The organism is Paraburkholderia mimosarum LMG 23256 = NBRC 106338 (assembly GCF_000739815.1).
In the GTDB taxonomy this organism is placed as follows: Bacteria; Pseudomonadota; Gammaproteobacteria; order Burkholderiales; family Burkholderiaceae; genus Paraburkholderia; species Paraburkholderia mimosarum.
In genome coordinates this window covers 84,386-96,443 of sequence record NZ_BBJJ01000024.1, presented here as the reverse complement: position 1 = coordinate 96,443, position 12,058 = coordinate 84,386, and the positions used below count along the sequence as shown (strand labels likewise).

At 65.8% G+C, this 12,058-nt stretch carries 12 protein-coding genes; 9 read left to right on the top strand and 3 right to left on the bottom strand.

Features of this window, described 5'->3' with window-relative positions:
• The first annotated feature begins 49 nt into the window (after positions 1 to 49).
• Positions 50 to 946 carry a glucosamine kinase nucleotide-binding domain-containing protein gene (locus tag BMI01S_RS19125; RefSeq protein WP_028212002.1) on the top strand — a complete coding sequence of 299 codons (897 nt, stop codon included), beginning with the start codon at positions 50 to 52 and terminating at the stop codon, positions 944 to 946.
• 153 nt (positions 947 to 1,099) lie between these two features.
• A complete protein-coding gene (locus BMI01S_RS19120) occupies positions 1,100 to 1,921 on the top strand; it encodes a Cof-type HAD-IIB family hydrolase (protein WP_028231353.1) in 822 nt (273 codons plus the stop codon).
• A gap of 74 nt (positions 1,922 to 1,995) precedes the next feature.
• Here BMI01S_RS19120 and BMI01S_RS19115 read toward each other — a convergent pair whose 3' ends face one another.
• Positions 1,996 to 2,730 (bottom strand): histidine phosphatase family protein, encoded by a 735-nt coding sequence (locus BMI01S_RS19115; RefSeq protein ID WP_238327817.1) that lies wholly within the window; start codon positions 2,728 to 2,730, stop codon positions 1,996 to 1,998.
• Between the two features lie 166 nt (positions 2,731 to 2,896).
• The gene (aqpZ, locus tag BMI01S_RS19110) at positions 2,897 to 3,643 is read right to left on the bottom strand and encodes an aquaporin Z (protein ID WP_028212004.1); all 747 of its coding nucleotides are present in this window, start codon (positions 3,641 to 3,643) and stop codon (positions 2,897 to 2,899) included.
• 288 nt (positions 3,644 to 3,931) lie between these two features.
• Between aqpZ and BMI01S_RS19105 the strand changes: the two genes are divergently transcribed.
• The gene (locus tag BMI01S_RS19105; RefSeq protein WP_028212005.1) at positions 3,932 to 4,228 is read left to right on the top strand and encodes an H-NS histone family protein; all 297 of its coding nucleotides are present in this window, start codon (positions 3,932 to 3,934) and stop codon (positions 4,226 to 4,228) included.
• Positions 4,229 to 4,424: 196 nt separating this feature from the next.
• On the opposite strand, the gene BMI01S_RS19100 is transcribed toward BMI01S_RS19105, so the two are convergent.
• Entirely contained in the window at positions 4,425 to 5,492 is a 1,068-nt protein-coding gene (locus BMI01S_RS19100) for a glycosyltransferase family 4 protein (RefSeq protein WP_028212006.1), read from the bottom strand.
• A gap of 575 nt (positions 5,493 to 6,067) precedes the next feature.
• On the opposite strand from BMI01S_RS19100, the gene flhD reads away from it, so the two are divergent.
• The 6 genes from flhD (at position 6,068) to cheA (ending at position 12,006) form a co-directional block, all read left to right on the top strand.
• On the top strand, positions 6,068 to 6,385 hold the full coding sequence (gene flhD, locus BMI01S_RS19095; RefSeq protein ID WP_028212007.1) for a flagellar transcriptional regulator FlhD: 318 nt from the start codon (positions 6,068 to 6,070) through the stop codon (positions 6,383 to 6,385).
• Positions 6,386 to 6,483: 98 nt separating this feature from the next.
• Positions 6,484 to 7,026 (top strand): flagellar transcriptional regulator FlhC, encoded by a 543-nt coding sequence (gene flhC / locus BMI01S_RS19090; protein WP_028212008.1) that lies wholly within the window; start codon positions 6,484 to 6,486, stop codon positions 7,024 to 7,026.
• A gap of 343 nt (positions 7,027 to 7,369) precedes the next feature.
• The gene (motA, locus tag BMI01S_RS19085) at positions 7,370 to 8,230 is read left to right on the top strand and encodes a flagellar motor stator protein MotA (RefSeq protein ID WP_028212009.1); all 861 of its coding nucleotides are present in this window, start codon (positions 7,370 to 7,372) and stop codon (positions 8,228 to 8,230) included.
• 10 nt (positions 8,231 to 8,240) lie between these two features.
• Positions 8,241 to 9,308, top strand: coding sequence for a flagellar motor protein MotB (motB, locus tag BMI01S_RS19080; protein ID WP_028212010.1), 1,068 nt, complete (start codon positions 8,241 to 8,243; stop codon positions 9,306 to 9,308).
• A gap of 13 nt (positions 9,309 to 9,321) precedes the next feature.
• Entirely contained in the window at positions 9,322 to 9,696 is a 375-nt protein-coding gene (locus tag BMI01S_RS19075; RefSeq protein WP_028212011.1) for a response regulator, read from the top strand.
• Positions 9,697 to 9,750: 54 nt separating this feature from the next.
• On the top strand, positions 9,751 to 12,006 hold the full coding sequence (cheA, locus tag BMI01S_RS19070) for a chemotaxis protein CheA (RefSeq protein ID WP_028212012.1): 2,256 nt from the start codon (positions 9,751 to 9,753) through the stop codon (positions 12,004 to 12,006).
• Positions 12,007 to 12,058: the final 52 nt, after the last annotated feature.

The following is a 12,058-nucleotide window of genomic DNA, read 5'->3' as shown; positions in this document are numbered from 1 at the left end:
TTCCGGCGTTCGGACCGGGTTCGAGGGCGCGCCAAGCGCGGCAGACATCATGCAGAAATACACCTGGTTGATCGGCGTGGACGGCGGTGGCACGGGCACACGCGTCGCGCTCGGCGACGTGAATGGTAACGAACTGGCGCGCGCCGCTGCGGGCCCATCGGGCCTCGGGCTCGGCATCGAGCGCGCCTGGCGGTCGATCGAGGAAGGCTGCTGCGCTGCGTTTGCGCAAGCGGGCCTTGTGTTCGACTGGTCGCATTGCGTGCTTGGCTGCGGGCTCGCCGGTGTGAACAACCCCGAGTGGCTCGCGGCGTTTCGTGCCGCGAAGCCGCCGGTGGCAGGTCTCGCGGTGGAAAGCGACGCGTACACGACGCTGCTCGGCGCGCATGGCGGGGCGCCTGGCGTGGTGGTCGCCTTGGGCACGGGCAGCATCGCCGCGGCGCTCGGTGAGGACGGGCAGTGCCGCATCGCAGGTGGTTTTGGCTTTCCCTCGGGCGATGAAGCCAGCGGCGCGTGGTTCGGCCTGCGCGCCATCGTCTGGGCGCAGCAGGCGCTCGATGGGCGCGCCGCGATGGACGACTTCGCGCGTGCGCTGCTCGCGCAGGCGCGCGCAACCGATCGCGAGAGCCTCATCGTGTGGCAGTCCGCGGCTAACCAGACAGCTTATGCGAGCCTCGCGCCGGTCGTGCTGGCGCATCGTGAGCATCCGTTTGCCGCGAAGCTGCTGGCCGAGGCCGGTCTGGAGATTTCGAAGCTCATTGCCGCGCTCGATCCAGCGGCCAGCCTGCCGGCGGCGCTCTCGGGCGGTCTTGGGCAGCCGCTGCGCGAATGGGTGCCGCAGGCGGTGCGCGATCGTCTGCGCGCCCCGCTCGCCGATTCCACAACGGGCGCCCTGCGGCTCGCGCAACAGGAAGCGCGCCGGCTGCAAGGCGCCGCCGCGGGCAACTAGAAAGGCGTGAACGGTGGCGGTTTTGCGGCCCCTGTGCGCCTCGCTAAGGGGCGAAAGTGCACGGGTGCGCCAGCCCGCACGGCACGTAGATCAAAGGCATGGGCTGGCGGCAAATGCTACGATTGCCCGTTTCCCGCTAGCTGTCCGATCACCATGTACAAGGTCATTGCAACCGATCTCGACGGAACGCTCCTCAACAGCGACCATCAGGTCGATCCGTTCACGGTTGCCACGCTGGGCGCGCTCGACGCGCAGGGCCTGCCGTTCGTGATCGCAACCGGCCGCCACTATTGCGACGTCGCCGGCATTCGCGACGTGCTGGGCATCCGGCCGTATCTGATCACGTCGAACGGCGCGCGCGTGCACGCCCCCGACGACACACTTGTGCACGCCAGCGATCTGTCCGCCCCCCTGGTCGAGCGTCTGGTTGCTGCCGACACCGTGGGCGAGCACGGCCGCGTGATCGTGAGCCTCTTTACCGACGATGCCTGGCTCATCGACCGCGACGCTCCCGAACTGCTCGCCTATCACCAGGACTCCGGCTTCGAGTACCAGGTGGTGGATCTGCGCGCCCACGCTGGCGCCGGCATCGCCAAGGCGCTCTATATCGGCGACCCGGACGATCTCGCGCACGTCGCTCGCAATCTCGCGCGCGAGTTTGGCGACGCGCTCTATGTCACGTACTCGCTGCCCGATTGTCTCGAGGTGATGGTGGCCGGTGTTTCCAAGGGGCGCGCGCTGCGCGTCGTGCTCGACCGCCTCGGGTTGGAGGCGGCGAATTGCGTCGCGTTCGGCGACAACATGAACGACATCGATCTGCTGGAAACGGCGGGCTATCCGTTCATGATGAACAACGCCAACCCCGATCTCATCAAGCGGCTACCGTCGGTGCCACGCATCGGCAATAACTTCGAGGCCGGCGTCGCGCACCATCTGCGCAAGCTCTTTACGATCAACGACGAAATCGCTTCGTAATCCAGACTGGCGCGATCCCGGTGGCGGACGTCGCGTTCGCCGGCGGTGACTTCTTTGACGATTGCAGCTGAACGTTACTGCGCTTCAGGCAGTTGCGCGCATGGACAGTCGTCCGCTCGTCCATCGAGCCCTTCGCGCTCGTGCGAAAAACGCGCGCGTGCGGTGTTGCCGGTCCAGTCGATCCGCACTACATAAATGCTGTCGAAGTCCGCGCTTTCCCAGCGCGGCACGTCGTTCGCCTGGCCGCCATGCTCGACGACGACGCGTCGCACGAGTGCCTCGATCTCCCGATGCTCCCAGGCGACGAGGACGGTGCGTCCGCGCCATTGCGGAGCGACGAGGGTTGTCTGCAGCGCGTCGGTCTGCGAATAGCCGTACGGGGTCTGGATGGGCATGCCGAACTGGATCGCGGTCGGCTCGATGGTGGCAAGCGGGCGCACGTAGTAGTACGGGTGGCCGTTGTCGTCCTTCTGCTCGGCAGGATTGGGCGCGTAGATGGCGTCGGGCTTGCCGTACCTGGCCGCGATCACGGCCGGCAGCGCGAGCGCGCGGTTCAGCCCCTTGCAGCTGAGCTGCCCGAGTCCTTCCGGCGGCTTTTCTCCGTGCCTCACGAATACGAGCGTCTCGATGTTGCGCACATCGTGCGCAGCTTGCAAGCTGGCCGCGCCGTTCTCGCTCGTTTGCGCTGTGCCACCAGCGCCGCTGGGGGCGCCGGCCTGTGGCAGCGGCGCGCAGGCAGCGAGCATTGCGCTCAGACCTGCGGCGAGCGTAGGGGCGAGCCGGTACGGCCGGGATCGTGAGCGCTTCATGCTGGGCGGGTGCTCCGAAGGATGGTCGCCCGATTCTAGCAGCGCAGCCGCCATGGTCTTGCCCACCGGTGCACGCGCCGCAGCAACGCGAACGGGCACCTGAGCGCCCGTTCGCGTTGCTGCGGCATGGCTGGGTCGCGGCGCCGCCTTGCGCCGTGTCGAACCGTCAGGCCGTCTCGCGCGCCGCCACGGCCGTGATCGCCTCGCGCCGCCCCGCCACCGCCGGATAGACGATGCCCGCGATCACCGCCCCGACGATCGGCGCCACCCAGAACAGCCAGAGCTGCGCGATCGCCTCGCCGCCTACGAAGAGCGCGGGACCGGTCGAGCGGGCCGGGTTGACCGAGGTATTGGTGACGGGAATCGAGATCAGGTGAATCAGCGTGAGGCACAGGCCGATGGCGATCGGCGCGAAGCCGGCAGGCGCGCGCTTGTCGGTAGCACCGAGAATGACGAACAGGAAGAACGCCGTCATGACGACCTCGCACACGAACGCGGCACCCATGGCGTAGTGGCCCGGCGAGTGCTCGCCGTAGCCGTTGGTCGCGAAGCCGCTCGCGGCGACGTCGAAGCCGGGGTTGCCCGTGGCGATCAGCGCGAGCACGAACGCGCCGATAACCGCGCCCACCACCTGCGCGGCGATATAGGGCAACAGGTCGCGCGCCGGGAAGCGGCCGGCCACGGTGAGGCCCACGCTCACGGCCGGGTTCAGATGGCAGCCCGAAATGTGGCCGATCGCGAAGGCCATGGTTAGCACCGTCAGGCCGAACGCGAGCGACACGCCCACGAAACCGATGCCGAGACCGTGAGCCGGGCCGGCGAAGTTGGCGGCAAGGACGGCGCTGCCGCAGCCGCCCAGGACGAGCCAGAACGTGCCGATCAGCTCGGCAATGAGTCGTTTGGATAAGTGCACTGTATGACACCTCGAAAGGTCGATTTTTGAACGAGCCGCGAAAAGCACCGGCATCCGGAAATGCCAGATTCTAGGCAGTCGCACTTTTGGGCGGTGTCAAGGATTGTCAATTTTGACGTAATTGATCGAATTATTGCGATAGGTGTACGCGCGAAAACATGCGTCAAGCGGGTGAAGGTTAAATTGAGATATAACGTGATAAAGAAGTATTAGTAGCGATTGCGAATTTCGTTATTTGCGTCTAATCTCCATTCGAGTTGGTTTAACGCGCAATGAAGGGGGAAAGCAATGTCGCAATATTCAGAACTAAAGGCGCAGATCGCAAAACTCCAGGCTCAGGCCGAAGAGGCGCGCCGCGCGGAGATCGCGGACGTCATCGCCACGATCAAGGAAAGAATCGCAGAGTACGGCCTCTCCGCCCACGATCTCGGCTTTGCCGAGGCCGCGCGCCGCGGTCGTCCGCCGAAGAAGGCACCGCTGCCCCCGCGCTATCAGGATCCGAAGAGCGGCGCGACATGGAGCGGGCGCGGCAAGCCGCCAAAATGGATCGCCGGCAAGAATCGCGAGCGCTATCTGATCGCCTGACGCACCCTCGCGCGGGCTACCACTTCGCTCCCGCACCGCGTCATCGCAAACGTAATAAGAGAGCCGCATGGGATCATGCGGCTCTTTTTCTGCATATCGCGAAATGCAACGTTCATTGGCGCTATTCGAACCCAGGCAAACGATTCACGCCGTCAAATTGTCTGCATTTATCCCAAAATTGTGCAATGCGCGGTACTCAGCCACCCGCCGCCACACGGCGCAGTACCGGACGCTGCGCGGCCTCGATGAGCGCGGTATAAGTGTCGACGTAATTGCTGGCCATGATGTGCGATGTGAATCGGCGTTCGAACTGCTGGCGAATCGCTTCGCGCGATAACGAATCGATATTCTGAAGCGCGGCCACCGCGCCTTGCACGTCCTCGACGACGTGGCCCGTGATGCCCGGATCGATCACTTCCGGCACCGAGCCGCGATTGAAGGCGATCACCGGGGTGCCGCAGGCCATCGCCTCGATCATGACGAGCCCGAATGGCTCGGACCAGTCGATCGGAAAGAGCAGCGCTTTCGCGCCCGAAAGGAACGCAGGCTTCTGCGCTTCGTTGATCTCGCCGATGAATTCGACATGCGCCTCCGAAAGCAGCGGCTCGATCTCCGTCCTGAAGTAGTCCTGGTCGGCCTTGTCGACCTTCGCGGCGATTTTCAGCGGCAGGCCCGAGAGCGCGGCGATCCTGATCGCCGTGTCCACGCGCTTTTCCGGGCAGATCCGGCCAAGGAACGCCAGGTACTCGGGCTTGCGGTCGGCTTGCGGGGTGAGCAGGTCCTGTGGCAGGCCGTGATAGATCGTGTTCTGCCATGCGGCGTGTGGCAGGGGCTGGCGCTGCGAATCCGAGATCGAGATCACGGGTGCGGTAGGGAACTGCTCGAACACCGGCTGCAGTTCGGGAAGATCGAGGCGGCCATGCAGCGTCGTGACGAACGGCGTGTCCATGTTCGAGAAGAGCGGGAACGGCAGATAGTCGAGGTGAAAATGCAGCACGTCGAACTCCTGTGCGACGCGGCGCACGCGCTCGAGCAGCACCATATGAGGCGCGAGGGCGTCGCGAATCGTCGGGTCGAGGCGCAGGGCCCGCGGCCAGGCGGCATCGAGTTTGGCCGACGTGACTGAATCGCCGCTCGCGAACAGCGTCACCTCGTGGCCCAGCTCGACCAGCGCTTCGGTCAGATACGAGACGACCCGCTCTGTCCCGCCATAAAGCTTCGGCGGGACCGCTTCATAAAGTGGCGCAATTTGTGCGATTCGCATTGTTCGATCTCCTGGGCAAAAGGCCGCGTGCAACGAATGCGAGTGATGCGGCACTGCGGCGGAATTGCGGGTTTCGGGTTATCCCTGACTCGATTATGGTCATGCCGCCCGGCCTGATACACGCGGTTTTGCAAACGCTTAATGTTGTTACAGCGGGAAACAGCGGGTGTAAAAGGGCATTGCAAAACGTGACGCGCCATGGGCGCACCCCGCAAGGCACATGCCCGGAGCGGCCGTCCGCGCTCGCGAGCGAAGGGCGCAGGCGCGCGAATGTGACGCGCCAATGAAAGGCGTATCATCCGCGCATCTTTCGAGCGGCCCTATGCGGCTGACATGGCGCGCGCCCCTTCCCGCCGCCGCTCCGCTCTCGTTGTCAGATAAATTCCTACACGCTTGCGAAACTTTTTCCCGCAACGCGTCGCGGCATCCGTCCGATTTCTATTTGTTCGCGCCCCGGCCACAATGCGATCACGACCATAAACAGGCCGTTCGGCTGCGTTTGTACTGCGGCCGAACGAGCAAACGTTTTCCATAGGCGGACTGACCAGCCGCCGCGTTTTGATTCGGGGGAATCCATGAGCGCGACGACGCACAGCGACATGCTCAATGAGATCAAGGAAGTGAACCTGTCGTACCTGTTGCTCGCGCAACGTCTCTTGCGCGAAGACAGGCCGACGGGGATGTTCCGCATGGGCATTTCGGAGCAGTCCGCCGAGGTGCTTGCCAACCTCTCTTTCGCACAGACCGTACGCCTTGCCGCATCGAACCAGCTGCTTTGCCGCTTCCGGTTCGACGACCACGCCATTCTCAGCGCGCTCGCCGACAAGGGCAAAACCGCGCTGACCCACTCGGCGATCATCATGGCGGGCCAGGACGTCGAGCAAATCGGCTGAACCTGCCCGCGCCGCCGCGCGCGGCAGCATTGCAGCGGACGTCCCGTGGGGCGCGCCGGCGGCGATGTGCATTCCTTTGCGGCTTCCAACGGATGTCTATGGCGACAAAGAGTGTGGTGCGGGAGGTAAAGGAGATCGCGCTGGCGATCGAACTCATCGAACTGGGGGCGCGGCTGCAACTGCTCGAGGCGGAGACCTCGCTCTCGCGCGACCGGCTCATCCGGCTTTACAAGGAAGTGAAGGGCGAGTCGCCACCGAAGGGCATGCTGCCGTTCTCGACCGACTGGTTCATGACCTGGCAGCCCAACGTTCATTCCTCGCTGTTCTACAACACGTTCGTGTTCATGTGCCGCCATGCGCGCTGCGAGCCGATTCACGCCATCGTGAAGAGCTACCGTCTCTATCTCGAGCACCTGCGGGTGCACGACGAGACGCCCGCTTTGAGCCTCACGCGTGCCTGGACGCTCGTGCGCTACTTCACCTCGGGCCTCCTGCAGATGACACCCTGCACCCGCTGCGGCGGCCACTATGTGGCCCACGCGCACGACCCGCAGCGCGGTTTCGTCTGTGGACTGTGCCAGCCGCCTTCTCGGGCGGGCCGCACGCGCCGCAGCGCGCTCGCGTCGGGGATCGCCGCTTGACGCGAGCCCCCGGGGGCCGTCGGGGGCGCGCACCCGGATAAACCCGGCCCAGCCCCGGATGCGGCGCGGCGTCGCGCCGCCCGCAAGCGGGAAACGGCACCGCGCAGGTGCCCGGCGGGACCCAGAAAAAGCCCGTAGAGCCTTATCGGGCAGGGGTTTGAAATCAGGCCCCAGATTCCTGCTGCACGTCGGCCGGCGGCAGGCGACCCGCGTCCGGCGAGCGGACGCTCCAAGGCCGCTTCGCGGCCATCCCATCCCAAAGTTTTTCGCGCCGTTGCCGTAAACCCAGCTAAGGGCGCGGGCCGACGGCGGTTCGCGGCGCATTTCTAGTGAGGACCCCGCTGTGCTGATCATCGTTGGAACACTCGTGACGATCTTTTGCGTCTTCGGCGGCTATGCGCTCGAGGGTGGCCATCTGGGCGCCCTGATGCAGCCGATGGAGTTGCTCATGATCGGCGGTGCTGGCGTCGGCGCGTTCATCCTCGGCAACGGCATCAAGACCATCAAGGCCACGCTGCGCGTCCTCCCGACGCTCTTCAAGGGCGCCAAGTACAACAAGGACGTGTACATGGAGCTGCTCGCGCTGCTCTATGTCCTGCTCGCGAAGGCGCGCAAGGAAGGCACGCTCACGCTCGAAGCCGATATCGACGATCCGCAGAAGAGCCCGATCTTCACGCAGTACCCCAAGATCCTGGCCGATCACCACATCGTCGAATTCCTCACCGACTACCTGCGGCTCATGGTGGGCGGCAACATGAACGCTTTCGAAATCGAAAGTCTCATGGACGAGGAAATCGAAACGCACCACGCCGAAGGCGAAGCGCCCGCGCATGCGCTCGCGAAGGTGGGCGACGCGATGCCGGCGTTCGGTATCGTCGCGGCGGTGATGGGTGTGGTGCACACCATGGCTTCGGCCGACAAGCCGCCCGCGATCCTCGGCGAGATGATCGCCCAGGCGCTGGTGGGCACGTTCCTCGGCATTCTGCTTTCGTACGGCCTCATCGGGCCGCTCTCGAGCCTCGCGGAGCAGCGCGTGACCGAGTCGACCAAGATGTTCCAGTGCATCAAGGTGACGATCCTCGCGAGCCTGAACGGCTACGCGCCGGCCATCGCCGTGGAGTTCGGCCGCAAGGTGCTGTTCTCGACCGAGCGTCCGTCGTTCACGGAGCTCGAAGAGCACGTGCGCCGCGTGAAGGCGAAGTAAGGAACGGGCCATGAGCAACAACAAGGACCGCGCGATCGTCGTCAAGCGTGCAGCGCCGAAGAAGGGCGGCCACCACGGCGGCGCCTGGAAGCTCGCCTACGCGGACTTCATGACCGCGATGATGGCGTTCTTCCTGCTGATGTGGCTCCTGTCGTCGGCGTCGACGGTGCAGCTGCGCGGCATTGCCGACTACTTCAACCAGCCGCTCAAGATCACGCTGTGGGGCGGCGATCGCAGCGCCGAAGATTCGAGCATCCTCAAGGGCGGCGGACGCGACATCTCGTCGCAGGACCAGGGCGTCACGCGCCGCACCGACGGCGCGAGCGAACGCTCCCAGCGCGAGCAGTCGAAGCACAACGACGACGACGCGTCGAAGCAGCTCGAAGGCTCGCTCGAACGCAAGGAGCAGGTGCGCCTGCACGACCTGCAGGTGAAGCTGATGGCGGCGATCGAGGCGAACCCGGTGCTGCGCCAGTTCAAGCAGCAGATCCGCATCGACTCCACGCTGCAGGGGCTGCGCATCGAGATCGTCGACTCGCAGAAGCGCCCGATGTTCGCCACGGCGCGCGACGTGGTCGAGCCGTACATGCGCGACATCCTGCAGGCGATCGGCAAGACGCTGAACGACGTGCCCAACCGCATCGTCGTGCAGGGCCACACCGATGCCGTGCCCTACGCGGGCGGCGACAAGGGCTATAGCAACTGGGAGCTTTCCGCCGACCGCGCGAACGCCTCGCGCCGCGAGCTGATCGCGGGCGGCATGGACGAGTCGAAGGTGATGCGCGTGCTCGGTCTCGCTTCGACGCAGAACCTGAACAAGGCCGACCCGCTCGATCCGGAGAACCGCCGCATCAGCATCATCGTGTTGAACAGGAAGTCCGAAGACGCGCTCATGCACGACGACTCGACCACGACCACGCTCTCCGACGACGCGGCAGGGTCGGGCAAGAGCCTGCCCGTGCTCGCGCTGGAGGCCGTGCCGGGCAAGGTGGCGCCGGCGCCGGTGGCGATCGCGCCGAAGGTGGTGCCGGCAGCGGCGGCGTTGGCCCCCATGCAGCCGGCGGCGGCAGCGCAATGACAACGAGGAACGGATGATCAGACACATTCTGGCGATCGACGATTCGGTGTCCATGCGGGAGATCCTGCGTGCGGCGCTCGGTGCGGCCGGCTACGAGGTGACGGTGGCGAGCGATGGCGACGAAGGGCTCGAGCACGCGCTCGCCCAGCGCTTCGATCTCGTGCTCACCGACCTGTACATGCCGCGCATGGGAGGACTCGACCTGATCAAGCAGTTACGGGCGAATCCTTCGTACCACGAAACGCCGATCCTCGTGCTGACCACGGAATCGGACGAAGGCTTCAAGGCAGCCGTGCGCGACGCAGGCGCGACCGGCTGGATCGAAAAACCGGTGGACCCCGAGCTGCTCGTCGATCTGGCGAGCGCGCTCGGCGAGGCCCGCCCTTGAGGTGCGGCGCAGCGGCAAAGCATCCCCCCAGGCATTTAACGCGGTGAAAGAGCAATGACTCTCGACATCACTCAGTTCTATCAGACGTTTTTCGACGAGGCGGACGAACTGCTCGCGCAGATGGAGCAGCTGCTCCTGAACCTGAACGTCGGCCGCCCCGATCCCGAGGATCTGGCGGCGATCTTCCGCGCGGCGCACTCGATCAAGGGCGGCGCGGCGACGTTCGGCTTCACGGCCTTGACCGAGACGACCCACATCCTCGAGTCGCTGCTCGATCGCGCGCGCAACAATGAACTCGTGCTGCGCAAGGACATGATCGACACGTTCCTCGAAACCAAGGACGTGCTCTCGGACCAGCTCGGCGCCTACCGCGCGAGCGAGGAACCCGACGCCGCTGCGGCGGCCGCCGTACGCGCGAAGCTCGAGCATCTCTATGCGGAAAGCCGCGGCCTGCCGCCGCCGGCTCCCGCACCGGCGCCAACGCCGGCACCGGCACCGGCTCCCGCTCTCGATTCGGAAGCGGATCTCGAAGCCGCCTTCGAAGCGCATAGCACGGTCGCGGGCGCGCCCGAGCACGTCGTGAGCGAGGCCATCGATGCGGCAGGCACCCCCGCGCCGTCGAACGCCGAAGCCGGCAGCGAAGGTCCGCACCTGCGCGTCACGCTGCGCGCCGTCGATGCGAAGGACCAGGAACTGCTCGTCGAGGAGCTCGGCAACCTTGGCCGCATTCTCGGCCAGGTGAAGACCGGCGACGACCTCACGCTGTGGCTCGAAACCGACGTGAGCGCCGACGACATCATCGCCGTGTGCTGCTTCGTGATCGACGAGAAGCAGATCTCGATCGGCCGCGGCGCGGCACCCCGAGGCGACGCGCAACCGGCAGCGCCAGCCGCCGCGCCGGCACCGGCCACACCGCCGGCAGCACCGGCCGCAGAGGCAGCACCGGCCGCCGCCGCGCCTGCGCCGGTCGCCAGCGCACCCGCCGCCGTTCCGGCCGCGTCGTCTGCGCCGCACGCCGAACACGAAACGCCGCGCGCTCCCGCGCAAGCCGAAGGCGAGCGCAAGGCGCGTCCGGGCGCCGCCGCGGCATCGGCGGAAGGCAGCTCGATTCGCGTGGGCGTGGAAAAGGTCGACCAGCTCATCAACCTCGTGGGCGAACTGGTGATCACGCAGGCGATGCTCGCGGAGACCACGAGCACGTTCGACCCGGCGCTCCACGACCGCCTCTACAACGGCATGGCGCAGCTCGAGCGCAACGCGCGCGACCTGCAGGAAGCGGTGATGTCGATCCGCATGATGCCGATGGACTACGTCTTCAGCCGCTTCCCGCGCCTCGTGCGCGATCTCGCGGCGAAGCTCGGAAAGCAGGTCGAGCTTGTCACCTTCGGTCAGGCGACCGAACTCGACAAGAGCCTGATCGAGCGCATCATCGACCCGCTCACCCACCTCGTGCGCAACTCGCTCGACCACGGCATCGAAACCGTGGAAGCGCGCCGCGCCGCGGGCAAGGACAGCACGGGCCAGCTCGTACTCTCCGCCGCGCACCACGGCGGCAACATCGTGATCGAGGTGAGCGACGACGGCGCGGGCCTGCGCCGCGACAAGATTCTCGCCAAGGCGATCAAGCAGGGCATGCAGGTCAGCGAGTCCATGTCCGACGACGAGGTCTGGAACCTCATCTTCCTGCCGGGCTTCTCGACCGCCGAGCAGGTGACCGACGTGTCGGGCCGCGGCGTCGGCATGGACGTCGTGAAGCGCAACATCCAGTCGATGGGCGGCCACGTCGAGATCACCTCGCACGCGGGCAAGGGCAGCACCACGCGCATCGTCCTGCCGCTCACGCTGGCGATCCTCGACGGCATGTCGGTGAAGGTCGGCGAGGAGATCTTCATCCTGCCGCTGAACTTCGTGATGGAGTCGCTGCAGCCCCGCCACGAAGATATCTACACGGTCACCAACGGCGACCGCGTGGTGCGCGTGCGCGGCGAATATCTGCCGCTCGTGGCGCTGCACAAGGTGTTCAACGTGGAAGGCGCGCGCACGGACCCGACCCAGGGGATCGTCACGATCATGGAAACCGAGGGACGGCGCTTCGCCATGCTGATCGACGAGCTGGTCGGCCAGCAGCAGGTCGTGGTGAAGAACCTCGAAACGAACTACCGCAAGGTGCACGGCATTTCGGCGGCGACCATTCTCGGCGACGGCAGCGTCGCGCTGATCGTCGACGTGGCCGCGCTCAATCGCGAGACGCGCGCGACGCACGGCGTGAGCGCCAGCGCAAATTCGGGTGCGTTCGCCGAATTCGCGTGATCGAAGTGAAGTCCGGACGCACTCAATCAACCAACTCCCAACCGTTCAGGGG

Bases quoted from the DNA above. Each gene is read 5' to 3' on its own strand.
- BMI01S_RS19125 (WP_028212002.1), top strand. From the start codon at position 50: ATGCAGAAATACACCTGGTTGATCGGCGTGGACGGCGGTGGCACGGGC.
- BMI01S_RS19120 (WP_028231353.1), top strand. From the start codon at position 1,100: ATGTACAAGGTCATTGCAACCGATCTCGACGGAACGCTCCTCAACAGC.
- BMI01S_RS19115 (WP_238327817.1), bottom strand. From the start codon at position 2,730: ATGAAGCGCTCACGATCCCGGCCGTACCGGCTCGCCCCTACGCTCGCC.
- BMI01S_RS19105 (WP_028212005.1), top strand. From the start codon at position 3,932: ATGTCGCAATATTCAGAACTAAAGGCGCAGATCGCAAAACTCCAGGCT.
- BMI01S_RS19100 (WP_028212006.1), bottom strand. From the start codon at position 5,492: ATGCGAATCGCACAAATTGCGCCACTTTATGAAGCGGTCCCGCCGAAG.
- flhD (WP_028212007.1), top strand. From the start codon at position 6,068: ATGAGCGCGACGACGCACAGCGACATGCTCAATGAGATCAAGGAAGTG.
- flhC (WP_028212008.1), top strand. From the start codon at position 6,484: ATGGCGACAAAGAGTGTGGTGCGGGAGGTAAAGGAGATCGCGCTGGCG.
- motB (WP_028212010.1), top strand. From the start codon at position 8,241: ATGAGCAACAACAAGGACCGCGCGATCGTCGTCAAGCGTGCAGCGCCG.
- BMI01S_RS19075 (WP_028212011.1), top strand. From the start codon at position 9,322: ATGATCAGACACATTCTGGCGATCGACGATTCGGTGTCCATGCGGGAG.
- cheA (WP_028212012.1), top strand. From the start codon at position 9,751: ATGACTCTCGACATCACTCAGTTCTATCAGACGTTTTTCGACGAGGCG.